Annotated in this window: 24 protein-coding genes; 10 read left to right on the top strand and 14 right to left on the bottom strand. The window is 29.9% G+C overall.

All coding sequences use genetic code 11. The features are described 5' to 3' along the window. Positions 1 to 257 precede the first annotated feature (257 nt). The gene (locus tag R3X25_RS05550) at positions 258 to 1,322 is read left to right on the top strand and encodes a zinc metalloprotease (protein WP_317672686.1); all 1,065 of its coding nucleotides are present in this window, start codon (positions 258 to 260) and stop codon (positions 1,320 to 1,322) included. Positions 1,323 to 1,386: 64 nt separating this feature from the next. After that, the gene (locus R3X25_RS05545; RefSeq protein ID WP_317672684.1) at positions 1,387 to 1,791 is read left to right on the top strand and encodes a hypothetical protein; all 405 of its coding nucleotides are present in this window, start codon (positions 1,387 to 1,389) and stop codon (positions 1,789 to 1,791) included. Between the two features lies 1 nt (position 1,792). Here the strand turns inward: R3X25_RS05545 and R3X25_RS05540 are convergent, their stop codons facing one another. Both R3X25_RS05540 and purN read right to left on the bottom strand, forming a co-directional pair. Next, on the bottom strand, positions 1,793 to 2,425 hold the full coding sequence (locus tag R3X25_RS05540; protein WP_317672682.1) for a ribonuclease H family protein: 633 nt from the start codon (positions 2,423 to 2,425) through the stop codon (positions 1,793 to 1,795). Further along, the gene (gene purN / locus R3X25_RS05535) at positions 2,418 to 2,987 is read right to left on the bottom strand and encodes a phosphoribosylglycinamide formyltransferase (protein ID WP_317672680.1); all 570 of its coding nucleotides are present in this window, start codon (positions 2,985 to 2,987) and stop codon (positions 2,418 to 2,420) included. Before purN ends, R3X25_RS05540 begins: the two co-directional genes overlap by 8 nt. Before the next feature lie 171 nt (positions 2,988 to 3,158). Here purN and R3X25_RS05530 point away from each other — a divergent pair, with 171 nt between their 5' ends. The 5 genes from R3X25_RS05530 to pyk all read left to right on the top strand — a co-directional run bounded on the left by R3X25_RS05530 (position 3,159) and on the right by pyk (position 7,383). Beyond that, on the top strand, positions 3,159 to 3,395 hold the full coding sequence (locus R3X25_RS05530; RefSeq protein WP_089380648.1) for an acyl carrier protein: 237 nt from the start codon (positions 3,159 to 3,161) through the stop codon (positions 3,393 to 3,395). Positions 3,396 to 3,402: 7 nt separating this feature from the next. Then, on the top strand, positions 3,403 to 4,653 hold the full coding sequence (fabF, locus tag R3X25_RS05525; protein WP_317672675.1) for a beta-ketoacyl-ACP synthase II: 1,251 nt from the start codon (positions 3,403 to 3,405) through the stop codon (positions 4,651 to 4,653). Between the two features lie 15 nt (positions 4,654 to 4,668). Next, on the top strand, positions 4,669 to 5,415 hold the full coding sequence (gene rnc, locus R3X25_RS05520) for a ribonuclease III (protein WP_317672673.1): 747 nt from the start codon (positions 4,669 to 4,671) through the stop codon (positions 5,413 to 5,415). A 79-nt stretch (positions 5,416 to 5,494) separates the two neighbouring features. Continuing rightward, positions 5,495 to 5,953, top strand: coding sequence for an IPExxxVDY family protein (locus R3X25_RS05515; protein WP_317672671.1), 459 nt, complete (start codon positions 5,495 to 5,497; stop codon positions 5,951 to 5,953). Between the two features lie 2 nt (positions 5,954 to 5,955). Then, the gene (pyk, locus tag R3X25_RS05510; protein WP_317672669.1) at positions 5,956 to 7,383 is read left to right on the top strand and encodes a pyruvate kinase; all 1,428 of its coding nucleotides are present in this window, start codon (positions 5,956 to 5,958) and stop codon (positions 7,381 to 7,383) included. Between the two features lie 2 nt (positions 7,384 to 7,385). Here the strand turns inward: pyk and R3X25_RS05505 are convergent, their stop codons facing one another. From R3X25_RS05505 to R3X25_RS05490, 4 genes are read right to left on the bottom strand one after another with little or no spacing between them, the layout of a single operon-like run. Further along, positions 7,386 to 8,486, bottom strand: a complete 1,101-nt coding sequence (locus tag R3X25_RS05505; protein ID WP_317672667.1) for a DUF2891 domain-containing protein — start codon at positions 8,484 to 8,486, stop codon at positions 7,386 to 7,388. Position 8,487: 1 nt separating this feature from the next. Then, positions 8,488 to 10,797, bottom strand: coding sequence for a M28 family peptidase (locus R3X25_RS05500; RefSeq protein WP_317672665.1), 2,310 nt, complete (start codon positions 10,795 to 10,797; stop codon positions 8,488 to 8,490). A gap of 1 nt (position 10,798) precedes the next feature. Then, a complete protein-coding gene (locus R3X25_RS05495) occupies positions 10,799 to 11,146 on the bottom strand; it encodes a hypothetical protein (RefSeq protein WP_317672663.1) in 348 nt (115 codons plus the stop codon). A gap of 13 nt (positions 11,147 to 11,159) precedes the next feature. Continuing rightward, the gene (locus tag R3X25_RS05490) at positions 11,160 to 11,714 is read right to left on the bottom strand and encodes an HNH endonuclease (RefSeq protein WP_317672661.1); all 555 of its coding nucleotides are present in this window, start codon (positions 11,712 to 11,714) and stop codon (positions 11,160 to 11,162) included. A 180-nt stretch (positions 11,715 to 11,894) separates the two neighbouring features. Between R3X25_RS05490 and R3X25_RS05485 the strand changes: the two genes are divergently transcribed. Together R3X25_RS05485 and R3X25_RS05480 are read left to right on the top strand one after the other, a co-directional pair. After that, complete coding sequence (locus R3X25_RS05485) at positions 11,895 to 12,230, top strand: single-stranded DNA-binding protein (RefSeq protein WP_317672659.1); 336 nt, start codon at positions 11,895 to 11,897, stop codon at positions 12,228 to 12,230. Positions 12,231 to 12,413: 183 nt separating this feature from the next. Beyond that, entirely contained in the window at positions 12,414 to 12,980 is a 567-nt protein-coding gene (locus R3X25_RS05480) for a DUF481 domain-containing protein (RefSeq protein ID WP_317672657.1), read from the top strand. Positions 12,981 to 13,041: 61 nt separating this feature from the next. On the opposite strand, the gene R3X25_RS05475 is transcribed toward R3X25_RS05480, so the two are convergent. The 4 genes from R3X25_RS05475 to metG are packed head-to-tail and all read right to left on the bottom strand — an operon-like array spanning position 13,042 to position 20,776. Further along, on the bottom strand, positions 13,042 to 14,208 hold the full coding sequence (locus tag R3X25_RS05475; protein ID WP_317672655.1) for a hypothetical protein: 1,167 nt from the start codon (positions 14,206 to 14,208) through the stop codon (positions 13,042 to 13,044). 3 nt (positions 14,209 to 14,211) lie between these two features. Further along, positions 14,212 to 16,344 carry a Tex family protein gene (locus tag R3X25_RS05470; protein ID WP_317672653.1) on the bottom strand — a complete coding sequence of 711 codons (2,133 nt, stop codon included), beginning with the start codon at positions 16,342 to 16,344 and terminating at the stop codon, positions 14,212 to 14,214. Positions 16,345 to 16,357: 13 nt separating this feature from the next. Further along, on the bottom strand, positions 16,358 to 18,718 hold the full coding sequence (locus R3X25_RS05465; RefSeq protein WP_317672651.1) for a choice-of-anchor L domain-containing protein: 2,361 nt from the start codon (positions 18,716 to 18,718) through the stop codon (positions 16,358 to 16,360). After that, positions 18,719 to 20,776, bottom strand: coding sequence for a methionine--tRNA ligase (metG, locus tag R3X25_RS05460; RefSeq protein WP_317672649.1), 2,058 nt, complete (start codon positions 20,774 to 20,776; stop codon positions 18,719 to 18,721). 102 nt (positions 20,777 to 20,878) lie between these two features. On the opposite strand from metG, the gene R3X25_RS05455 reads away from it, so the two are divergent. Beyond that, positions 20,879 to 21,784, top strand: coding sequence for an LD-carboxypeptidase (locus R3X25_RS05455; protein WP_317672647.1), 906 nt, complete (start codon positions 20,879 to 20,881; stop codon positions 21,782 to 21,784). Positions 21,785 to 21,831: 47 nt separating this feature from the next. Here R3X25_RS05455 and R3X25_RS05450 read toward each other — a convergent pair whose 3' ends face one another. The 4 genes from R3X25_RS05450 to R3X25_RS05435 form a co-directional block, all read right to left on the bottom strand. Next, positions 21,832 to 22,413, bottom strand: coding sequence for a GNAT family N-acetyltransferase (locus tag R3X25_RS05450; RefSeq protein ID WP_317672645.1), 582 nt, complete (start codon positions 22,411 to 22,413; stop codon positions 21,832 to 21,834). A 48-nt stretch (positions 22,414 to 22,461) separates the two neighbouring features. Further along, positions 22,462 to 23,412: a tRNA-dihydrouridine synthase family protein gene (locus R3X25_RS05445; RefSeq protein ID WP_317672643.1), complete on the bottom strand. Its 951-nt coding sequence runs from the start codon at positions 23,410 to 23,412 to the stop codon at positions 22,462 to 22,464. 17 nt (positions 23,413 to 23,429) lie between these two features. After that, on the bottom strand, positions 23,430 to 24,101 hold the full coding sequence (gene rsmI, locus R3X25_RS05440; protein ID WP_317672641.1) for a 16S rRNA (cytidine(1402)-2'-O)-methyltransferase: 672 nt from the start codon (positions 24,099 to 24,101) through the stop codon (positions 23,430 to 23,432). Between the two features lie 141 nt (positions 24,102 to 24,242). Further along, the gene (locus tag R3X25_RS05435) at positions 24,243 to 26,042 is read right to left on the bottom strand and encodes a long-chain fatty acid--CoA ligase (RefSeq protein WP_317672639.1); all 1,800 of its coding nucleotides are present in this window, start codon (positions 26,040 to 26,042) and stop codon (positions 24,243 to 24,245) included. Positions 26,043 to 26,350: the final 308 nt, after the last annotated feature.

Below are 26,350 nucleotides of genomic sequence, written 5' to 3'. Positions count from 1 at the left end.
ATAAATTATGACACTCTACAAGTACAGCAGATCAAAAACATATTTTAAAAAATTTACACCTAGTTTAAATATTATCAAAATAATACATATTTAACTCTTTATATTTTTATGTTAAATTCAATACTTTCATTGTGTATTTTTCATTTTTTTAACAGTTATTTTACCTATGTATTTTGTTTTTAACTATTTTTTAATATATTCGCTCATCTCATTTTAAAGAGATCCCAAAATTACTAATTTAAATTTTCACCAAAACAATGAAAAAATTAATCCTATCTCTAACAGTAATTGCCATGGTTGCTGTTTCTTGCAACAACGATTCTAACGAAATTATTCCTACCCAAGAAATTTCTGAAGTTGACATGAGTGATTTCTATCTTTACACTGATAAAGATGATAACGGAACAACTGCTAAATCTTCTCAAGGATCTGAAGACAAATGCTATTCAATGCATGTTTTAAATCGTCAACTAAACGAAAATCCAGGGTTGTACCAGAAAATGTACAATGTTGAAAAACACACAAGACAATTTATTACAGCAAAAAAACCTGATGGAAATCCAGGCGGTGGAAACAATGGGGGTGGAGATACTGGAGGCGGAACAGATCCAGTTGATGATGGGTTAGGCACTATCAATATCCCAGTTTATGTGTATGTTATTTATGCCAATTCAAGCCAAAATATTAGTGACTCTCAAATTAATTCTCAAATTACTGTTCTAAACAACGATTTTAACGACACAAACTACAATGACATTCCTTCTGAATTTCAAGGTGTAGCTGCAGATATAGATATTAATTTCACTTTAGCAACAGTTGACAGACGTTCTAATTCAACTTCTAGTTGGGGAACAAACAACACAGTGAAATCTGTCTACCCAGCTGTTTCTGGACATTTAACAATTTGGGTTGCAAATATTGGTGGCGGAATACTAGGTTATGCTCAATTTCCTGGAGGAAGTGCTTCAACTGACGGTGTTGTAATTTCACCTCAATATTTTGGAACAACAGGAAGTGCTACAGCTCCATTTGACAAAGGTAGAACTGCAACTCACGAGGTTGGTCACTGGCTAAATTTACGCCATATTTGGGGAGATGGAAGATGTCGCCAAGATGATTTTGTTGACGACACACCAAGTTCTGATGGCGCTAATTACGGTTGCCCATCATACCCTACTGTTAATTGCAAATCAAATGATATGACTATGAATTATATGGATTATACTGATGATGCTTGTATGAATATGTTTACCGAAGGTCAAAAAACTAGAATGAGAGCTATTTTTGCTCCTGGTGGATCTAGAGAAAATCTACACCCATAAAACTAACTAATAAAAAATAAAAAAGAGGCTAAATATTTAGCCTCTTTTTTATTATATTTAGGTTATGAGAAATCTATTTAGTTTAGCAATTATATTTTGCTGTTTAACTTTTACTTCTTGTAAAAGCCAAGAAAATATTACTATTAATTATGAAGCACGAACAAGAGGATACCATTATAAATTATCGTTAAATAAAAACCTACTTGATATTATAAAAAATAGTGATAAAAAAAACATTGAACTTTCAAAAAATCAAATTGACACAATTGCCAATATATTAACTGATATTAATTTTTCTGAAATTCAAAATAATACTTCAACAGATAATTTTGCAAATGATTCATCAATACCAATTAATATGAGTATTCTTTTCAAAGAAAAAGAGTACATATTTAATTTTGATAGTGCCAATATTCCACTAAAAATTAATGAATTAATGTTGAAGCTAACGGAATTTTCTAAAGAATAAGTTATTTCCTACCAAAATCAGCAGGAATTTCTCCCCAAGCTTTAGTTTCCCATTTTAATATTTTGGTAGCATACGTGTTATTTTTTAACCACGTTTCAGCTCGCTTTACAAAATCAAACAACTCTTTATTTTCCGAAGTGATTTGTAAATTAGTTCTACATTGACCTGATTTTACCCAGCTCATTGCAATTTTAGAATCTGAATAAATTGGTAATTGACTATTTTTTTGTTTTAAATAACCCAAACCATGCACCAAGGCTAAAAATTCACCAATATTGTTAGTTCCTTTTTCAAAAGGTCCTTGAATAAAAAGTTGTTTTTTACTTTTAGAATCTACTCCTCTATACTCCATTTTCCCTGGGTTTCCACTACAAGCCGCATCAACAGATATGGAAGGGTAAATTGGATTACCTATTAATTTCAATTCTTCAGAAGAAAGTTTTACTTTTTTGGTGTCTTTCCCTTTATAATCTTCGTACTTTCCCTCTAGCGCTTTTTCGGCTTCTTCTTTAGATAAAAAAGATTTGTATTGAGCACCTTTATAATTCTCAATATGTTTTTTACAAACATTCCAAGAGGTAAAAACACCTGTTTTATGACCTTGCCATATTACATAAAACTTTTTTTTAGCCATTTTTCAAAATTACTTCTTCAATTACTTTTGGAAAATATTTATATTCTAATTCATGAATTTTTTGAGCAACATCTTCAGCCAAATCTGACGATTCTACCTCAATTTTTGCTTGAAAAATGATTGCACCTTCGTCATAATTCTCATTTACGTAGTGAATTGTAACCCCAGATTCCTTTTCATTATTATCAACTACAGCTTTATGAACATTCATACCATACATTCCTTTTCCACCATATTTTGGTAATAACGCAGGATGAATATTTATAATTCTATTTGAAAAAGCTTCAATAATTTTTTGAGGTACTTTCCATAAAAACCCAGCTAAAATTATATAATCAGCTTTTTCTTTTAATAAATCTAAAATTAAATCTGTTTCAACAAAATCCTTCCTATTAAAACTTAAGCTACTTACATTTAGGTTTTTAGCTCTTTCATGAACTTTGGCATCTTTCTTGTTAGAAAGCACTTGAGTAACAAAAATAAAATTGCTACCTTTAAAGTGCTTTATAATGTTTTCGGCATTTGTCCCAGAACCTGAAGCCAGTATTATAATACGTTTCATACAATTAAAATATTGCTCAAAAATAAAACAAATTATTAGTAACTTTTACTTGAATAATTTAAAAAATTTACAATTATTATGCACACATAACATCTTTTATAAATTAAAAGAGATTGTTTTAAATAAAGTTTTTTATTTTTGCCAAGTAATTAAATTTAAAATTAGAAAATTATGTCAGACATTGCATCAAGAGTAAAAGCCATTATCGTTGATAAATTAGGCGTTGACGAGAATGAAGTAACAACTGAAGCAAGCTTCACAAATGATTTAGGAGCGGACTCACTTGATACAGTTGAGTTAATTATGGAATTCGAAAAAGAATTCGATATTCAAATTCCAGATGATCAAGCAGAGAACATTGGAACAGTTGGTCAAGCAATTAGCTATATAGAAGACGCGAAAAAGTAATTTTTATATGGAATTAAAACGAGTAGTAGTAACTGGACTTGGAGCATTGACTCCAATTGGAAATAACGTAGAAGAATATTGGAATGGTCTTGTTAACGGTGTTAGCGGTGCTGCTCCAATAACCTATTTTGATGCATCCAAGTTCAAAACTCGTTTTGCTTGTGAGCTCAAAAATTTCGAAGTTCGAGATTATATTGATCGAAAAGAAGCACGTAAAATGGATAGATTTACACAGTATGCTGTAGTAGCATCTGATGAAGCCATTAACGATGCTAATTTTGATCTAGAAAACATGGATAAAGATAGAGTTGGTGTTATTTGGGGAGCTGGAATTGGCGGTTTAGAAACATTTCAAAACGAATGTATAAACTTTGCTAATGGTGATGGCACTCCTAGATTCAACCCATTTTTTATACCAAAAATGATTGCTGATATAGCACCTGGTCAAATTTCTATTAAATATGGATTTAGAGGTCCAAATTTTGCTACAGTATCAGCTTGTGCATCATCTTCAAATGCATTAATAGACGCAATGAATTACATTCGTTTAGGATATGCAGATGTTATGGTTTCTGGAGGTTCAGAGGCTGCGGTTACAATTGCTGGAATGGGTGGTTTTAACTCATTACAAGCACTTTCTACAAATAACGACGAGTATGAAACTGCATCTAGACCTTTTGACAAAAACAGAGATGGATTTGTTTTAGGAGAAGGAGCTGGAGCTCTTATTCTTGAAGAATACGAACATGCAAAAGCAAGAGGAGCAAAAATTTATGCTGAAATAGGCGGTGGTGGATTATCTGCTGATGCTTATCACATTACAGCACCACACCCTGAAGGGTTAGGAGCAAAAAATGTAATGTTAAACTGTTTAAAAGATGCTGGTTTAAAACCTGAAGATGTTGATGCTATTAACATGCACGGTACAGCCACTCCACTTGGAGATATTGCTGAATCAAAAGCAATTATCGAAGTATTTGGTGAACACGCTTATAATTTAAACATAAACTCTACCAAGTCAATGACTGGTCATTTATTAGGTGCTGCAGGAGCTGTTGAAGCTATTGCATCTATACTTGCTATTAATAAAGGAATAGTTCCTCCTACTATTAATCATAGTACAAATGACGATCAAATAGACAGTAAATTAAACTTTACTTTTAACAAAGCTCAAAAACGCGATGTAAAAGTTGCAATGAGTAACACATTTGGGTTTGGAGGACACAATGCTTGTGTTCTATTTAAAAAACTCGACTAAAACAAATAGTAATGAATGAATTTCATTCGTAAAATTATTGATTCTCGATCTACAAAAGACGAGGCCTTTGCTGTTGAAATAAAAAAAATAGTAGGTTTCGCACCAAAAAATATACAATTTTACAAAAAAGCTTTTATTCATAGATCTATAAAAAAGTTTAATAAACAAACAGGTAATCTAATGAACTATGAACGTCTTGAGTTTTTAGGAGATGCCATGTTAAGTGCTGTAATTGCTGCCTATTTGTTTGAAAAAGTTCCTTCTGGAGACGAAGGATACTTAACGCAAATGCGCTCAAAAATTGTAAGTAGAGAGCACTTAAATGAACTTGGTAAAGATTTAGATTTATTACGTTTTGTTAAAAGTAATGTTGCTCGTTCAAAATTTGGAGAAAACATACACGGTAATATATTTGAAGCTTTAATTGGAGCTATTTATTTAGATAGAGGATACAACTATAGTAAAAAATTTATTTTTAAACGTGTAATAGTTCCTTATGTAGATGTTCCAAAGTTAGAAGGTAAAATTACAAGCTATAAAAGTTTATTTATAGAATGGTGTCAAAAAATTAAAAAAGACTTTTTATACGATGTATACGAAGATACAGGAAATGACACCGTTAAACACTTTAGTGTAAAACTACATTTAGACGGTAAAATTGTAGCTAAAGGACGCGCAACTTCAAAGAAAAAAGCAGAAGAAACAGCTTCAAAAAGAGCCTATTACGCCTTTCAAGAAGAAATTGAAACGAGCTTAAATTAACGAATACGATTTCGTAATATTATTAGTTACTAAACATAAACAATAGTATTTTAGCAAAATTAAGAAGTAATACAATAGTATGGCTATTTTAACCTTTGAATTAGATGATGAAGAATTTACCTTAATAGGTATTCATTCAACCGAAGAAGATTATAAATTAGCATACCTTTTAAATCAACAATTAAATACTAAATTTATTAGATTTCAACAAACTTTAGATTTTCAAAATTCAACCGCAGAATTTCCGTTGTTCGAATTTAAAGATAATAGTAGTTTAGAAAACTACTACTTAATTAACAATAAAGATACTCAAGTAAAAGAAAATAAAAATACTGGAGGTTTATTTAATGGTAATTACACCACAATTTCTTATTTAATTCCAGAAAAAAAACGTGTTGATTATTTTCTAAAAATAGAGGGTTGTAATAGAGCTTTAGCTCTAAATCTAATTAATAAATTGAATAATCTTAAGCAAATTATTACTTCATATATAATTGAAACTAATACATTAAAATCAAAAAATCACCTAATATTTTAAATATGGCAAAAATCACAAAACGCACAAAAATTGTTGCAACGCTAGGACCAGCAACAAATAACAAAGAAATTATTGAATCAATGATGGAGTGTGGTGTAAATGTTTTTAGAATAAACTTTTCTCACGCAGAATACCATGAAGTTGAAAAACGTGTGAATTTTATAAGAGAAATAAATGAAGAAAGAGGATATCACGTAGGTATATTAGCTGATTTACAAGGTCCAAAATTACGTGTTGGTAAAATGAAAGATGGCGTTAAACTTAACGTTGGAGATACTTTTACTTTTACTACAGAAAAATGTGAAGGCACACAAGAAAAAGCATTTATGACTTACCAAAACTTTCCAAAAGATGTAAAAGTTGGAGAACATATTTTGGTAGATGATGGTAAACTACTGTTTGAAGTTACTGATACTGATGGAGAAAAAAATGTAACTACTAAAGTATTACGTGGAGGTCCATTAAAATCTAAAAAAGGAGTTAATTTACCAAACACTGCAATTTCTTTACCAGCACTTACTAAAAAAGATAGAAAAGATGTTCTTTTTGCTATTGGATTAGAAGTAGATTGGATTGCTTTATCTTTTGTTAGAACTCCTGATGATATTGCTATTTTACAAGATATTATAAAGGAACATTCAGCACATAAAATTCCAATTATTGCAAAAATTGAAAAACCTGAAGCACTTAAAAATATTGATAAAATTACTGCTGCTTGTGATGCTTTAATGGTAGCGCGTGGTGATTTGGGTGTTGAAATTCCTATGGAAAGTGTTCCACTTATTCAGAAAAAATTAGTTTTAGCTGCAAAAAAAGCACATATTCCAGTTATAATTGCAACTCAAATGATGGAAACTATGATAGACAATCAAGTGCCAACTAGAGCAGAAGTTAACGATGTTGCAAACTCAATTATGGATGGTGCAGATGCCGTAATGCTTTCTGGTGAAACAGCTATGGGAAAATATCCTTTAGAAGTTATACAACAAATGCGTAGAATTATTGAAAATGTTGAAAATTCACCTTTAATTTCAATTCCTAAAGAATATATTCAATGTGTTAATGAGCGTTATATTTCAAAAACTATCTGTCATCAAGCTGCTTTAATGGCAAATTCTATAGACGCTAAAGTTATTACCACTTTAACAGCTACAGGTTATACAGCTTTTCAAGTTTCATCATGGAGACCAAAATCAAATATTTTAGTATTTTCTTCTAATAGAAAAATATTAGCAATGCTAAACTTACTTTGGGGAGTAAAAGGTGTTTATTATGATAAATTTGTAAGTACCGATCAAACAATTGAAGATATTAACAATTTAGCAGCCAAAAAAGGGTATTTAAAAGAAGGTGATTTCGCTATTAATATTACTTCAATGCCAGTTAGAGAACGTGGTATGGCTAATACAATGAAAATTACTCAATACTAAGGTTAATTACTTTTTAATACAGCATATAGCGCAAAAGACGCTAACCAATGGGCTCCCGCATATTCGCCGGAGTCCATTTTTTTATAACTATAATTATAGTGTTTTGTTGCCAAATTAATCATTTTAATATTATCTAAAGTATTGCCTAATTCATACAAACACCAAGCTCTACTAAAATTTAAACCATCTAAATGAGCTAATTTACCATCGCTTCTATCAGTTACTTCAGCAATTTGAAGGTATTTAGAAGGATTGTTTCTAAAATTGGGTAAAAATTTATCTAACCAATCAATAAATTCAGCTTTAGGTAATACTTTCATCATTAAACTAGCTTCTTGCAAACATGGCGATAAAAAATCAAATCCACTTGGTTCCCAAGTAATTGGACAATCTTTATCATTTAAATAATATTCTTTTGCTTTTTCAATAATTATCTGCTCTAATTCTGGTGAATATTTTTTTGCATAATCTAATGCAAAGGACATTCCAAATGCGGTATTTGAATGCTCTCCAACTCGAATTGGATAGTTTAATTTTGGAAGAAATTCAATATACTTCTGCTCAATAAGCTTAACTAAAGGTTCTAAATTTAAATAAAGTTTATTGGCTTCTTTTGTATCCCAATCTTGTAAAGTTTCAGCTACTTTTAAAAGCCAAGCCCAACCATAAGTTCGCTCAAAACTCTTGTTGTGAACATTATCAAAATAAGCTACTTCTTTTAAAATATTTTCCTTTGTAATATTAGCTATTAACTTTTCTAAAACTTCTTCTCTAAATTCAAAATTTGGTTGTTCTTTTAAAATATTTAACAACGTCCAATGTCCGTGAACAGAAGAATGCCAATCAAAACATCCATAAAATGTTGGGTGCAATTCTGATGGCTCTTTTAAATAACTTGCATCACCCAAAACTTGTCCTAATTTATTTGGGTATTCTTGATCTATGCAGTCAAATGCAAAATGATATAAATATTCTGTGCTTTTAGCATTTAATTTTGGTTTGAGTTCTTCAATTATAGATTCTAATTCTTTATCTTTTTTAATTTCATTTATGCATGAAACTATTAGTATTAGTATTGTAAATAGCAGAAAATATTTTTTCATTTTAAAATCTAATATTAGTTTTGATTACTGTTGCATCATTTAATACAAAAGGCATCGGCATCATTTCTTCAGTTCTAGGATTAATTTTAAATTGTGGATTTGTAAACAAATCATACTTTGCTTCAAGTATATCTAAATCAAACTTTTGATTTTTGTTTACTACAAATTCTAAATCAATAATTTCATTCTCTTGCGATATATAATAGATTAACAATAATTCTTTGTCAACTTCTACAACATAATTATTATTATCCTTATTTAAAGTTTCATCATTCACTTTAAACTCTTTAAACTTAATAGTGTTATTTGCTAATATTTCAATTCGATTTGCCTTTCTGTTTGAAGAAATACTTAAACATATTCTTCGTTTTTCATTATAAATTGTATCTGATAAAATTTGAATATTAGGTTTCTCTAGATTCTTAACTTCAGCATTTTTATACCATTTTATTTTAGTTTTATATTTACTTGAAGTTGCTATTGAATTGTAACTTCCTTTAATAGGTTTTTCTCCTAAAACTTGTTTAGTAAATGAGTCTAAATTTGAATTATAACTAGCCCAATAAGCTTTGTTTTTATTAGAATCTAGTGTATACAAAATACTATTTGGTTGCTTTCTTTCTTTATTAAATCCCGAATAAAAAGTTGCCGAAATCAACGCTAGTAAACCAATTACAGCAAAAAGCTTTACTAACTTTTTATAATTTGTATATTGACTAAATACTGGAATAAATACTACAAATAATAGAACGGTAAATAAGGTACTTACCACTAGCATTTTTAAGCCTAAACCAACTGGAAACATTTTAATAAATGGCACAAAAATTATAAGTACTGGAATCCCTAAAATTGTGGCTAAATAATTTCCTTTTGATTCTTTTTTAGAGAAAATAAGTGACGTTAAAATAATTAACATTACAAACACTGGAATTATAAAAAAACCTGCTCCAGTTAAATTAAAAGTTACATATTCATTTAAAGCTATCCATAAAAATAAAGGCGCAATTAATAAATCTTTTGCTGTTCGTTTTTTAAAGAAACCTTTATAAAACCAAAATGTTATAGCCAATGCAAAGGCAACAAAACAAGCAATGTAGTAATAACCATTGTAGGTAAATCCCTGTAAAATATCGTTATATTGAGGATGAATTTTTAATAATAATTTCCAACCGTAGAAGGCAAATAAACTTGTAAAAAATAATGATAGCAATAAAGGAACAAATCCTTTTAACACACTTCTTAAAATTAATTTTTGTTTAACAAATCCAATAACCACAATTGCTATAAACCAAACTACACATATTACAAAAAGTAATTTTACCCAAGTAAATGGAAAATACACCATTCCAACAATTGGGAAATTAAAAAACACATAATCTTCTTCAGCCTTTAGGTTCTCTAAACTAGCATTGGAAAAATAATTTAAACAATTTGTTAAATAATCTACTTGATGTTTTAACGAGCTCATATCCATTCTTTGATAAGAATCTTGAGTAGTATGATAATCAAAATGATCTCCAATAAATGCAAAATTAAAACCATCAACATCTCCATCCTCTCTAAAAACTGTTAAATCAGTATCATTAGGTAGCATTTTATAAACACTGTACATTAGAGAATTTGCTGCTGGATAATTAACATTTGCCTTATGGAAAGCTTCCACAAGGTTTTTATTTCCTCCATTGGTTTCTAGTAACATATAACTTGGACCTCCGCTTCCTCTGGCTTCAAAATTTAAAACCAAACCAACATCTTTTGCCCAAGAATGGTGATTAACAAAAGCCTTTGCACCTAATAAGCCTAGCTCTTCAGCATCGGTAATACAAATTATAATATCGTTTTTTGGGGTTTTATTTTTAGCTAAAAATGCTCTAACACCTTCTAGTATAACTACAACTCCACTTCCGGCATCACTAGCTCCTAGTGAAGAGTGTGGATTAGAATCGTAATGCGTTAATAGCAACAACGCTTTTCCAGAATTAGAACCTTTTATTTTGGCAATAATATTTTTAACATTTACAGCTGATTTCCATTTTTTATTTATTGCTAATTGCTCTTGAATTTCAACCTGAAGCCCTATTTTTTTTAATTCTGAAACCAAATACTCACGCACTATTGTGTGTTCTTCAACTCCAGGAAAATGAGGTTTATTTGTAATATTATGAAGGTGGTCTAATGCCTTTTCATAAGAAAATTGAGATAAATTAGAAGTATATTCTATGTTTTCTGATGGCTTTAACGCATAAAAACTATATACTACTGAAGTAATTATAAGTAATAATGAAATTACCTGATGGTATTTTTTAAACATTCTATTCCTTTTTAATTAATAGAAAATACTCGTTTTCTAAAGGCAAATATCCTTGATCATACACATAAAAATAAGTGTTACCAGTTTTGGTTGTATATATAGAAGTGAAAAAATTGAAATCAAAATTATTATCCAATAACTTTGTTCTTGTAATTTTTGTTTTTCCTGTTGAATTTAAATCAGATAAAACTCGGTAATTTTTTCGTAATCTATTATTCACATTTCGTATTAAATTCTTACTCTCTTTATTAATTTTGTTATTGTAAGCATTTCTACAATAATCTGAACAAAATTTTTTATCAACTCTCCCTACAAATGGTTCGTTGCACTCTAAACAATTCTTTTTCATAATTGTTTTTAAATTAATCTATTGTTACGCTGCCCCAGTTTTCACCAGATTTTATGCGATACAATTGCATTTCAGAAATACCAAACTGTTTCGCAATTAAACGCATTCTAGTCCTTCTATTTGGGTCAAATATTTTCTTTTTTATCAGCTTTACTTTTGCTTCACTTAATTTTGAATACGTTCTTTTTCCATAACGTTTTGCAATATGAGGACTCTTTTTTAAATGAACTGTGAGCTCACTTCTATCCATCCATTTTAAATTAGAAGCTTTATTATTTAATTTATCAAAGTCTAAATGCGCTACAAATTTTTGATCCTCTCTTTTCTCCAAAAACAATATAGCAACTAACCTATGCGTATAACATGAGGTGGTACTTTTAAAATGAACTTTTGAAATCCAAAAACTTTCATAACCGTTTATTAACGATGTTTTAGATAACTTCCAATTCTCTTCATTTATTTTTTTCCGCTTTACTCTTCCGTAATTCGAAACTAAATATTCATCTTCTAAAGCCCAAGTTTCCTCTCTATACGGCTTCCATATTTCATTTTTAAAATCAATAATCATAATAGTAGTTTTTAGTAGTAGTTTGTTAAATATACTAAAAATAATAACCGTTTACAAACGACTACAAACGTTTACATACGAAAGTAAACAACTAACACCCGAATAAATTAAAAAATGCTACCAATATTTGCACTGTTGAAATGACCGAACGATTTTCAACTTTAATAAAAAACTTATCTTATGAATACGTTAAGAAACAAAGTACAATTAATTGGACATGTAGGAAATGCTCCTGAAATTATCAATTTAGAATCTGGAAAAAAATTAGCAAAATTTAGTATTGCTACTAATGAAAAATATAAAAATGCTTCGGGAGAATTAATAACAAATACCGATTGGCATAATGTTGTTGCTTGGAACAAAACCGCAGAACTAATTGAACAACTTTTTGATAAAGGAAAAGAAGTTGCCATTGAAGGTAAACTTACTACTAGAACTTACGACGATAAAGACGGTAACAAACGCTATATAACAGAAGTTGTTTGTAATGAATTTTTACTTTTAGGAAGTAAGTAGTTTGGAAAATTGCTATGAAAATCAAAAACCACCCAATTAGGGTGGTTTTTTTATTCCCAATTATCAATAAAAATTTTGTTTAGAAAGATTTTAAATTAAACTTCCCGTGCGATTAATAAATGTAAAAAGTAAATTTATTTTAAGTGTTTTTTTACATTTGCCAACTTAATTTTTAATAGAAAAATGAATACATATACAAAAATCACTTTCTGTATTGCAATGCTTTTTAGCTTTGTAATTACAGCTCAAGAACATCACAATGAAAACACTAATTTTACAGAAGAACACGGAAAGCATAAACTAGCTTTTTATACTGGATTTACACATATTACTTCCGCCTTCTACGAACATGAAACTCATGAAGAAAGTACTGGGAAATGGGTTCCAACTATTGGAGTAGATTATTTTTACAGCTTAAATAAAAAATGGTCTTTAGGTGCAATTGTTGATATGGAAATTGACAATTATATGATTAAACTAGCTGATGAACAGGAAGAAGAACGGTTAAATGTATTAATTACTAATGCTGTTGCAAAATATAACATTAACCATCATTTAGGGATATTTTTAGGCCCAGGAATTGAAGTAGAGTTTAGTGAAAGCACTAAAAACTTTTTTGTTATTAAAGCAGGTCTAGAATACGAAATTGAAATAGCAAATGGTTGGGAAATTGCGCCCTCTTTTATTTATGACTGGAAAGAAGAATACAAATCATATTCGTATGGTTTTAGTATAGGGAAAAGATTCTAGTTTAAGTTTTACAATACTAATTATAAAAAACCACTCAAATTGAGTGGTTTTTTATAATATTTTAATCTCTTATTACACTTACACTTCTCCTAAAATTAAACTCTCCATCATTAATTCTTGCCTGAAAAACATACTCTCCTTTTTGAGGTAATCTAATTGTTGGTTCTGTAGTGTTTGGATTGTTATTTTCAAAAATAGCTGTTGCTGGTCCTTTTAGTTGTTTCCATGAAATATCAGCATCAATTCCATCTTCATCATTATCTGTAATAACAGTTTTAATTTCTAATGTTTTACCATCTTTTAAAAGTTCTTTTGAAATTGAAATTTCTGGAGGAAAATTCTCTAATTTTTTAGTATTTGTGTTCTCAATAATTCTAGCTTCGTTTTCTACTTGAGCAGCCCAAATTATCATTCGTTGTGTAAATTCTTTATTATCTGAATGACTTAATTGCGTTCCTGCTCCAGCATTCCAAAACAAATTTCTATCAAACAAACCAATTACTCTTCCTTTTTTAATTTCTGCAATGGATAAAGATGCATCCGTTTTATCATTAAAAACTCCATCAATTTTATTAACTCGTAATTTACCTCCTAAACCACCTTCTTGAGCTTTTGCTAATACCTTTGCTGGCTTTGAAGTTCTTACAAAACTAACTCCTTCTCCTCTAAATTTTATTCCTCCTTTTTTATTGAAATTATTCAAAAAATGATTTTCAGTATAATTTTTTACTAAATAATTTCCTGCTCCATTATCAGTTAAAAAGTACATTCCAAATTGTTCTGAAATACTATTATCTGAATCTCTTCCTATAGGATTATCAACTCCAACTTCCTTATAGTCTCCACCAAATGCACTATCTGACCAAATTACCAAACCTCCACCATTTTCAACCCAAACTTTTACAGCCTTGGCTTCCGACGTATCAAACATGCGTTGGTTTGAAGCTAAAATAACAACATCTATATCTTTTAAATAATTTTTAGTAAACCTAATGTCTTGATCATACACTTCAGATATGTTCATTTTCACTTCTTCCAAAGCCTTTTTAAAGCCACTCATACCAAGTCTACCTTCATCATTCAACCGCATTTGATGAAATGGTTTTTTATCTCCTGAAGGAATACTTCCATCAGCAGCAACATCGCCATAAACATACAACACATTTTGACTGTATAGTGCCAAACTAAAAGTCAGAAAAACCAATACTAAACTTACTCTTTTAATCATGTTTTAATTTTTTACATCCTTCATTGAAAGTTGAATACGCTTGCGCTGCACATCAACTTCTAAAACCTTAACAATTACTTGCTCGTGTAAACTTACAATTTCTGTAACATCACTTATAAATTTATCGGCTAAATTAGATACGTGCACCAAACCACTTTCTTTAATTCCAATATCTACAAAACAACCAAAGTTGGTAATATTATTTACAATTCCAGGTAATAATTGACCTTCACGTAAATCTGTAATTGTTCTAATATTTTGGTTAAAAGTAAACACTTTAGCTGTTGAACGTGGATCTAAACCTGGTTTTTCAAGTTCAGCAACAATATCTTTTAACGTTGGTAAACCAACTGTTGCAGACGTGTATTTTTCTAAATCTATTTTTTGAAGAACTGCTTTATTTCCAATTAAATTCTCAACAGTAGTTTTTTCATCTTTTGCCATTTTGTTGACAATTGAATAACTTTCTGGATGCACTGCAGAATCATCTAACGGGTTTTTAGCATTTTTAATTCGTAAAAAACCTGCACCTTGTTCATAAGCCTTATTACCTAAACGTGCTACTTTTTTAATATCGTTTCTTGAAGTAAAAGCGCCATTCTCATCTCTATGTTTTACAATATTTTCAGCCAATTTTGGACCAATTCCTGAAACGTAACTCAATAAAGGTTGACTTGCCGTATTTATATTTACACCAACCGAATTTACACAACTTTCTACAACCGAATCTAAAGAAGTTTTAAGCTTTGTTTGATCTACATCGTGTTGATATTGGCCAACTCCAATAGATTTTGCATCAATCTTTACCAATTCAGCTAACGGATCTGCTAATCTTCTACCAATTGAAACCGAACCACGTACAGTAACATCGTAATTTGGAAATTCATCTCGTGCAATTTTTGAAGCTGAATAAATACTTGCTCCTGCTTCACTCACCACAAAAACTTGAACATCTTTATTAAATCGCATTTTACGAATCAAATGTTCTGTTTCTCTAGATGCCGTTCCGTTTCCAATAGCAATAGCTTCAATTTTATAAGCATCCACCAACGAATTTATCTTTTTCATGGCGCCAATTGAATCATTTTTTGGAGCGTGCGGATAAATAGTTTGGTTATACTCTAAACCTCCTTGTGCATTTAAACAAACCACTTTACAACCAGTTCTAAAACCGGGATCAATGGCTAAAATATTCTTCTCGCCCAAAGGTGAACCTAGTAACAATTGCTTTAAGTTTTTTGCAAATACTTGTATTGCATTGTCATCTGCTTTTTCTTTAGCAGCATTTAAAGCTTCGTTAGATAATGATGGCAACAGTAATCTTTTATAAGAATCCTGAATTGCCAATCTAATTTGCTCGCTACAGTTGTTATTAGAACGAATAATTCTGTCTTCCATTTTAGACAAAGCACGTTCATTATCTATTTCAATTTTTACACGAATAAAGCCTTCTTTTTCGGCACGCAAAATAGCTAATAATCTATGCGAAGGAATTCTATTTAAACTCTCCGACCAATCGAAATAATCTCTAAATTTTTGAGCTTTTTCATCTTCAACCTTCGTTTTTATAGCTTTTGTTGAAATAGTTGCATAACGCTCTAATTGATAACGAATATTATTTCTAATATCGGTTCTTTCGTTAATCCATTCAGCTATTATAAATCGAGCTCCTTCCAATGCTTTATCTTCATTCTCAACTTCATTATTTATATATTTTGAAGCAGTATACTCCAAATCGTTCACACGCTGACTCATTATCATTTTAGCCAACGGTTCTAATCCGTTTTTTCGAGCCGTTTCAGCCTTTGTCTTGCGTTTTTTCTTAAAAGGAAGGTAAATGTCTTCTAAAACAGTTACATCTGTTGTAGCTTCAATTTTTTGTTTTAATTCCGTAGTTAAAACTTCTTGTTCTTCTAAAGCTTTTAAAATAGTTGTTTTTCGTTTTTCTAACTCTTCAAATTGAGTTTTATATTTTACAATATCTCCAATTTCAACCTCATCTAAATTCCCAGTTAATTCTTTTCTGTAACGAGAAATAAAAGGAATGGTACAATCTTCATTTAATAATTTAATAGTATTTTCTATCCCTTTGGAAGGAAGATTAGTTTTGGATTGTATAAATTTTTGTAATTGCATTAATTTTTAAATTTTATCTAATAAGAGAAAAATGACCTTGAAATAATTGTCCGTCTTGAAATATCGCTTTAAACCAATAATCTGAACTTGGCATTATTTCCCCATTGAAAACTCCATTCCAACCAGAACTATAAGGATCCAACTTAATTAATAATTTTCCAAAACGATTAAATATGTAAATACTAGTTATTGTATTGTCTAATGAATTGATTCCAAAAGGATTCCAAGTATCATTATTTCCATCGTTATTTGGTGTGAAAAATTTAGGGAAACCAAAAACTGATATTTCACGGTTCATAGTATCGCATCCATTTAAATCTCTGACAGTTATAGTATGAGATCCTGGAGAAACATTTAAAAATGTGTTATCTGTTTGAAAAATCTCATTGTCTAAAGCAAATTCATAGTTGCCAATTATTCCAGAAGCTAATATAATTTTTACATCACTTTCTACACCTATTCCATTAATTTCTACATTATCTATAATTGCAGATTGAGATTCAATTACCTGAATAGTTCTTTCAGAAAAACAATTGTTTTGGTTAGTTACACGAACCACATAGTTTCCGCCTTCACTTACTTCAATTTCTTTTTGGTTCAACCCTAAATCAACTCCATTTTTTTTCCATTCAAAAGTATAGGAATCACTTGGCAATGTATTTATTAACCCTGCATTTAAAGTAACTTTTTCAGGATATATATTTAAACAATACAACTGTTCTTCATTTTCCAATAATTCTGGATTATTAAAAACGTTTAAACTTATAGGCGCAATTAATTCTCTATAAATATCTTGTGCTTTTACCCAAATTTCTTGTGAATCTATTGTTGTATTTTGGTATGAATCTGGTAATTGATTTTGATGATAAGCAGCATTATTATATGAACTATAAAAAGTAATAATAGCACTAGATGAAACTTCGGGTTCAATTAACGCTCTTAATTCATTTAAATTAAAAGTTGTAAATCCGTCGTTATTATCATCACATACATTCAATTCAGTTATTGAAGTGCTTCTATAGTTTGCATTTAAAGTTAATTTATTCACTTTAAAACAGCCATACTCATTTTCAATTCTAGCATATAAAACCTGATTGGCTACTGTATTAAAAAATACTGATGTGTTTTGAATTGGATTTGTATTATTGATTGCTTCATTCTCATCTAAATAATAACCTATAAGATTTGTTGTAGGATTGTTAAACAAAAAAAACTGTTCAGAGAGATTTAAATCAAAAAATGAAAGTCCATCAGTATCGTTATCTGCTAAATCTAAAGAAACATCATTTACATTAAAATCTGCTGTATATTCTATTTCTATTTCTCCATAAGAAACACAAGTACCGTTAGTTGTTACTTCTACACTGTATGTTCCTTCATTTTGAATTGTATAAATAGTATTGCTTTCTCCAATCAATTCTACTCCATTTTTAAACCATTTGTAAGTTACATTGGTTCCTGGAGTGTAAGCATCTAGGTCTAGTGTATTGTTAAAACAAATTGGATTATTGGTAGCAAACAACCTATCTTGACCTAAATCAACGGTAGATTGAAAACTTCCAGCCTCAATAAATACTGCAGAATCATATCTATAATTCTGCTCATCGGCAATCACTAATTTTACATGATAAATTTGATTTGGAACTACTGCTGCTGATGCAGTTAAAACCTTTGTTTGTCCATTAAAGTTTATGGGAGAACTAGCATTGTTCCAACTACCAAAATATTCTTCATTAATAGCAGAGCAACCATTAGGTATATTAGGATGTACAGTTGTAACTTTTACTGGTGTATTTGTATTTGGAACTAAAGCAATATTTGTATAATCACTTTCAGAAATTGGTCGAATTAAAAAACCAAACAAATCAGAATAAACACATGTATTTGAATTGTTTTCTTGGTATTCTTCTGAAGCAAAAATATAATTGAAACTAATTTGATTTGCTACAGAAGTAAATTCAAATTCAATAATTGTTGCGTTTGTAGTATTGGTTTCATTTAGAACGTTTTCTAAATCCGAATCTCCATCCCAATTTGTAGCATCGTCATCACTTAAAGTTGTATTTGGACCTTCAACATTTGATAATTTTCCGGTACTTAAAACCAACCCTTCATTAAAAGGAAAACTAGAGCCATTTGCATTAAAATAACCAAAACTTTTATCGGTAGCTCCAAAATTCCCACCAACTACATTAGTAACAGTTACATTGCTAACGCAGCTATTGTTAATTAAAATATTTTCAACTAATTGCTGCGCAGAATATAAGTTTGCATTTGTTTGAACATTTTGTGAAAATGCTGAAATACTAATTAAAAAGACAGCTAAATAGATGTTTTTTTTTAACCTAGTAAGTATTTGTCTACCGCTAAACATTTAACTTACTTGCTCACCATTTTTTACTGAATCGTTTCCTGGCTCAACAAATGCCAGTTTTCCATCAGGTGTATCAGTCATTAAAATCATTCCTTGGCTTTCAACACCACGTAATTTTCTTGGCGCTAAATTTACCAATACAGTAACTTTTTGACCAACAATATCTTCAGGTTTAAAACTTTCAGCAATACCAGAAACAATGGTTCTAGTATCAATACCAACATCAACTTTAAGTTGTAATAACTTTTTAGTTTTCGGCACTTTTACAGCTTCAATAATAGTTCCAACACGCATATCTAATTTTGTAAAATCATCAAACTCAATAGTTTCTTTTTGTGGTTCAACAACTTTATTTTCAGCTTCGTTCGCTAATTTTGTAGCTTCTAATTTATCTAACTGAACTTGAATATCTTTATCTTCAATTTTAGCAAATAATAATTCAGCTTTTCCAATAGTGTGGTTTGCAGGAATTAGTTCTTCTTTTGTTTCAACATCATTCCATCTTATTTCTTCTGAAATATTCAAAATCCCTTTTAACTTTTCAGCAGAAAAAGGTAAAAATGGTTCAGCAACAACTGATAATCCTGCAGCAATTTGCAAGGCAACATACATAATAGTTTTTACACGTTCTGGATCTGTTTTCACTTGTTTCCAAGGCTCTTCATCAGCCAAATATTTATTACCTAAACGTGCTAAATTCATTAACTCTTGCGATGCTTCTCTAAAACGGTAACGCTCAATTGAATTTGCTATAATTCCTGGATATTTTTGTAGTTTTTCTAATGTTTCATTATCAACATCAGTAAATTCAGTTGGTTCAGGAATTAAACCTTCATAGTATTTATTTGTAAGTACTACTACTCTATTAATAAAGTTTCCAAAAATAGCAACCAACTCGTTATTATTTCTTGCCTGAAAATCTTTCCAAGTAAAATCGTTATCTTTTGTTTCAGGTGCATTTGCCGTTAATGTGTAACGCAACACATCTTGTTTTCCTGGAAAATCTGCTAAATATTCGTGTAACCAAACCGCCCAGTTTTTAGACGTTGAAATTTTATCGCCCTCTAAATTTAAAAACTCGTTTGCTGGAACATTTTCAGGTAAAATATAACTTCCTTCAGCCTTTAACATTGCCGGGAAAATTATACAGTGAAATACAATATTATCTTTTCCAATAAAGTGAATTAATTTAGTGTCTTTATCTTTCCAATAAGGTTCCCAATCTTTTCCTTCACGTGCTGCCCATTCTTTTGTTGATGAAATATAACCTATAGGCGCATCAAACCAAACGTACAATACTTTTCCTTCGCCACCTTCAACAGGAACCGGAATTCCCCAATCTAAATCTCGTGTTACAGCTCTTGGTTTTAAACCATCATCTAACCACGATTTTACTTGACCCAATACGTTTGTTTTCCAATCGTTTTTATGACCTTCAACTATCCATTCACGTAACCATTGCTCGTATTTATCTAATGGTAAATACCAGTGTTTTGTTACTTTGGTTGTTGGAACATTTCCAGTAATTGCAGATTTTGGATTGATTAAATCTGTAGCATTATGACTTGTTCCACATTTTTCACATTGATCTCCATAACTTTCATCGTTACCACATTTTGGACAGGTTCCAATTACAAATCTATCTGCTAAAAACTGGTTTGCTTCAGCATCGTATAATTGTTCTGTAGCTTCTTCAATAAACTTTCCTTCATCATATAATTTCTTAAAAAATTCTGAAGCTGTGTTGTGATGAACTTTTGCTGATGTACGCGAATAATTATCAAATGAAATACCAAAATCACTAAAAGATTGCTTAATAATTGCGTGGTATTTATCTACAATATCTTGTGGTGTTACACCTTCTTTTTTTGCTTTTAAAGTAATTGGTACACCGTGCTCATCAGATCCACAAATGTAAAGTACATCGTTACCTGTATTTCTTAAATAACGTGCATAAATATCAGCTGGCACATAAACACCTGCTAAATGACCAATATGAACTGGTCCGTTAGTATAAGGTAATGCCGCTGTAATGGTATATCTTTTTGAATTGCTCATCAACATAATATTTTGAAAGTGCAAAAATACGGATTGTTTGTTAGAAAAATGAATAGTTCATTGGCTTTTCGTAATTTGCAATTACATTTAAAATAAAAAAAATTGATTGAACCTGCTTTTTTACAAAAAAACGACACCGTTGCCATACTTTCAACTGCTAGAAAAATTACATTAAATGAAATTCAACCAGCTATAGATTTATTAAAAAATTGGGGATTACAAGTTCAAATTGGAAAAACAATTGGTTTAGAAGAGAATCAGTTTGCGGGAAGTGATGAAGAAAGAGCAAACGATTTTCAGCAAATGCTAGATAACCCAAAAATTAAAGCTATTTGGTGCGCTCGTGGTGGTTACGGAACGGTTAGAATTATTGATACATTAGATTTTACTGAATTTAAAAAACACCCAAAATGGATTATAGGTTATTCTGATGTTACAGTTTTACATAGCCATATTCATAATTTAGGCTTTCAAACATTGCACGCAACAATGCCTTTAGATGTTTCTAAAAACACAAATGAAGCTTTAAGTACTTTGAAAAAAAGTTTGTTTGGTGAAACTATTTCTTATCAAATTGAATCTTCAAAAGAAAATAAATTTGGTAATTGTTCTGGTGAATTAGTTGGCGGAAATTTATCTATGTTTTATAGTTTATTAGGAAGTGAAAGTTCTATAAATACTAACGATAAAATACTATTTATTGAAGATTTAGATGAGTATTTATATCATATAGATAGAATGCTAATGAATTTGAAAGGAAACGGTTATTTTGAGAATTTAAAAGGATTAATTGTTGGCGGAATGACAGATATGCACGACAATGCAATTCCGTTTGGGAAAAGTGCCAAAGAAATTATTTTAGATGCTGTTTCAAAATATGATTTTCCTGTTGTTTTTGATTTTCCTGCTGGACATTTAAAAGATAATAGAGCTTTGGTTTTAGGAAGGAATATTGAATTAGAGGTTAGGGAAAATAATACTAAACTTAAATATACATTACAAATATAGAATGACAATACAAGCCATGAGTCTAATTACTTCATTTAAGAAATTTACTAATTCAACCGTAAAAAATAAATTGGAAAACCTAAAGAGTTATCTTCTTTAAAAACCTTAAATCCAAACTTTTTATAAAGAGTTACATTCTTTTTTGAAGCTGCATCAACAATAACCGGTAATGTATTATTTTTATAATGGTTTTTAACTTCTATCATTAAACGTGCAGCTGTTCCATTTCCTTTAGAATCATTTAAAACACCCATAATTAAAGGTATAATATACTCACCTTTTGGATAATGTTTTTTCACTTTATCTTGCCTCTTTAAAACTTTAAAAACACGATTAATTCCAATACATTTAAAAGCCAATTTAACTTTTGAAAACAATGTTTTCAGAGTTGTTTTTTCTTGATGAGGAAATAATAAAAGAATACAAGCCTTGTTATTAGTTGAAATATAAATTTCCCCAAAATTATAAGCTCTTTCAAATAAAAATTCCATTAAAACTTTCATTCGTTGAGTTCTTTTTTCATCTTTTTTTACAACAAGATTAATAGAATTTTCTTCTCTTAAAGGTGAAAAAGCTGAAACTAATATTTCGGCTACTAAATTTTTATCTGTGTGACTGGCAATTCTCAAATTAGATGCTGCTTTGATTTCTGAATTAAATATAGCTTATTTACATTTTTAAAAACCTTCTTTCTTAAAAATTTCTTCAACAGCTAGTTCGTACTTTTTTATGTTTTTTGCCTTTTTAATCATTTTTAAAGCTTTTGGAGTTTGGGTAAATAACGGTGAAAAATATTCCCATAAATGATACATTTTCAACAATAAATGCGTTGCTCCAGACAAAGATTCACCATATTGCTCATATAATATATTATGAAAATTATTAAAAACTTCAAGCTTATTATCAGGGTAATCTAGCGTATTATTTTTAATCATACTTGGTAAAAACGGATCAGCTATTAAACCTCTACCAATCATAAAATTATTTATGGAAGGAAAACGTTCTTGCATTTCTTTAAACTTGGTAACCGAAGTAATATCGCCGTTGTAATACAGCGTATGTTTTGTATTATCTATACAACTTTGAAAACCATCTAAATTAACACCGCCTTTGTACAATTGCTTTCCAATTCTAGCGTGAATAGCAATGTTTTTTAATGGATACTTATCTAAAATAGGCAACGTGTTTAATATTTCTTCACTATTTTCATATCCCAATCTCATTTTTATTGAAACGGTTATATCGCTTTCATTATGAACTTTATTCAGTATTTCATCTATTTTTTCAGGGCTATTAATTAATCCTGAACCCATTCCGCATTTAGTTACCATTGGATACGGGCAACCTAAATTCCAGTTTAACTCTTTGTAACCAAACTGTTGCACATAATTTGCTACAAACAAAAACTCTTCTGCATTGTTTGTAATTACTTGAGGAATTACTTCAATATTTTTATTGTTATCTGGTAATATATCACGCTCATAAGCAGCTTTTACCGTACGTTTTCCATTTAAGCGAATGTATGGCGAATAAAACGTATCAATTCCTCCAAACAAATGGTTAAATGCATTTCTAAATCTATAATCTGTAAATCCTTGTAATGGTGAAGAAAGTAATTTATAACTCATAAAAAGTGCTGATAATATTATTTCTTACCTCCAACTACAATAACAAATTCACCTTTTGGAGCTTTTTTAGTAAAGTGTTCTATAATTTCTGCAATTGTACCTCTAACAGTTTCTTCGTATAATTTGGTTAATTCTCTAGATACTGAAATTGATCTATCTTCACCAAAATATTCGGCAAAATGAGTCAGCGTTTTTAACAATTTATGAGGCGATTCATAAAAAATCATGGTTCTAGTTTCTTCAGCTAAAAAAATTAATCGTGTTTGTCTTCCTTTTTTTACAGGTAAAAACCCTTCAAACACAAATTTATCATTTGGCAAACCACTGTTAACCAAAGCAGGCACAAATGCTGTTGCTCCAGGTAAACATTCTATTTCTACTCCATTTTCTATACAAGCTCTACTTAATAAAAATCCAGGATCGGAAATTGCTGGCGTACCAGCATCAGAAATTAAAGCAATGTTTTCACCACTTTTTATACGCTGAACTATATTGTCTACCGTTTTATGCTCATTATGCATATGATGACTATGCATATGTGTAGAAATTTCAAAATGTTTTAATAATTTTCCGCTAGTTCTAGTATCTTCTGCTAAAATTAAATCTACTTCTTTTAAAACTTTTATAGCTCTAAAAGTGATATCTTCTAAATTCCCAATTGGTGTTGGTACTAAATATAATTTGCTCAAAATGATAGTTTATTTAAAATTCAATTTACGCCATTACAAGGAGTGAAACAACGAAGTAATCTGTACATCGAAAACACAGCTTGCTTCAACCTAAAGGTTTCGCAATGACGAAGTGTTAATTTATGAAAGCAAAAATACTAATTAATCTTTATACATTTTATCAATAAGTTCCTTGTATTTTTTCTGAATTACTTTTCGTTTTAACTTTAAAGTTGCTGTAATTTCACCAGCTTCAATACTGAACTCTTTAGGTAATAAGGTGAATTTTTTAATTTTTTCAAATCCAGAAAATTCTTTTTGTAGCTCCTCAAAACGTTTTTCAAACATATCTTTAATTTGATTATGCTTAATCAATTCTTCAATATTTTTAAAACTTATTGAATGCTCATCGGCATACTTTTTTAATCCCTCATAATTAGGAACCATTAAAGCTGTAACATACTTTTGTTGATCTCCAATTACGGCTATTTGCTCAATAAAGGAATCACCTACCATTGCCATTTCCAATTTTTGTGGAGCAATATATTTACCACCAGAAGTTTTCATTAAATCTTTAATTCTATCTGTAATTACAAGGTTACCAAACTCATCCATTACACCAGCATCACCAGTTTTAAACCAACCATCTTCTGTAAAAACTTCGGCTGTAGCTTCAGGTTTTTTATAATAGCCTTTCATAACTCCAGGTCCTTTAACTAAAATCTCGTTATTCTCACCAATTTTAATTTCAGTTCCAGCAATAGCTTTACCTGCAGAATTAAATTCGAAATGTTTGTACCCAAATAATGAAACTGTTGCTGTAGTTTCAGTTAAACCATAACCACACATTATATTTAAACCAAACGAATGAAAAAATGAAACCATATCAGCTTGTAAAGGTGCGCCTCCACAAGGCATAAATTTTACATTACCACCAAATACACCTCGTAATTTACTTAAAACTAATTTATCGGCTATTTTAAATTTTATTTTTAACCCTAAAGGAACTTTTTTATCAAGTCGTTTATACTTGTTATGGTATCTATTTCCAATTCCTAACGCCCAACTTGCCATTTTCATTTTAGTTGGTGAAGCTTCTTTTCTTTTTTCCTGTATAGCGTTAAATATTTTTTCAAATATTCTTGGAACTGTACACATTAACGTAGGTTTTACTTCTTTTAAAACCTCTGCAATTTCTTTAGGATTCTGGTTGAAATAAACTTGAATTCCTGATTGAATACAGAAAAACACCCAACTACGTTCGTAAATATGACTTAAAGGTAGAAAGCTTAATGACACATCATTTTCATTCACGTTTAATTCTGTTTCATGTGCTTTTAATGAAGCTGCAAAATTATTGTGATCTAACATTACACCTTTTGGCTCTCCTGTTGTACCTGAAGTGTAAATAATACTTGCTAAATCATCTAATTCATGTTCAAAAAAACGTTTTTCTAGTTCAGTTTCAACACTTTTTGGAAATTCGGCTTCTAAAAAATCTGTAAAATAAACTGCGTTAGAATGATTTCTTAAATCTACAGTTGGTTTTAACGCAACTATCAATTTTAAAAATTTATTAGTTTTAGAGATTTCTTCAACCTTATCAAACTCTTCTTGATCACCTACAAAAATTACGCTTATTTCTGCATCGTTTACAATATATTCTGTTTCTTTTTTAGAATTGGTTGCATAAATAGGAACTGTTACAGCTCTAGTATTCATAATTGCAATATCTGCAATTATCCACTCTGCCATATTTTGAGCAAAAATTGCAACATTCTGTTGTTCTTTAATTCCAAAACTTATAAGTGCTTTTGAAACTTTCTGAATTCTAGTGTAAAAACTACTCCATGAAATTCCATCCCATGTTTTAGTTTTACTATTTTTATAGAAAATTGCATTTTTAGGTGAAAAATGCTCTGAATTTTCTTTTATTACTTCGGTTAAGTGCTTATAATTCATTAAAATTTGTTTCGTAAAATTAAATTCCTAACTTTTACATAGCCTACAAAGTTACAAATAATTTAGCTGTTTAAATTGTTTTGAGAGTTTTGAATATTACAATTAAGTGTAAAAAACATCACTTTTAACACAATTTTTAACTTAATAACCAACGCGTTAGGGATTGAAGCATTTGTTTGAGCTCTTTTTTTAAACTTTTTGGTTTTAAAAAAAGCGAGTGCGCAAAGCCCGACATTTGCTTTTGCAAATGGAACGCCCAAAAAATTAATAAGAACGCTTTAAACTACGGTTGAAATGACTAAATTTGC

Origin of the sequence: Lutibacter sp. TH_r2, from assembly GCF_033101135.1 — a bacterium.
In the GTDB taxonomy this organism is placed as follows: Bacteria; Bacteroidota; Bacteroidia; order Flavobacteriales; family Flavobacteriaceae; genus Lutibacter.
This window is presented reverse-complemented; position numbering and strand designations above follow the sequence as displayed.